Below are 236 nucleotides of genomic sequence, written 5' to 3'. Positions count from 1 at the left end.
GCCATGGGGCGCCTGGTCGAGCGCTGCGCGAGCCAGGGCGATCAGCAGCAGCGCGAAACCTTCGCCTACGATGGCAACGGCAAGCTGATCCAGGCGCTCAATGCCGTCAGCAAGCTGCAGTGGTTCTACGATGACGCCGGCAACCTGACCCGCGAACATCAGCACTACCTGATGACCGGCGACCCGATGGTGGCGGTATGGCGCCATGAGTACGATGCGCTGAACCGCCGCACCGC

General features: G+C 65.3%; 1 protein-coding gene. It reads left to right on the top strand.

Annotated features, from left to right (window positions below; genetic code table 11):
• Positions 1-236 (top strand): hypothetical protein (locus DM373_RS28610; RefSeq protein ID WP_157966928.1); only part of this gene is annotated, 236 nt, incomplete at both ends.

It is taken from the genome of Pseudomonas sichuanensis (assembly GCF_003231305.1).
Lineage (GTDB): Bacteria > Pseudomonadota > Gammaproteobacteria > Pseudomonadales > Pseudomonadaceae > Aquipseudomonas > Aquipseudomonas sichuanensis.
This window is presented reverse-complemented; position numbering and strand designations above follow the sequence as displayed.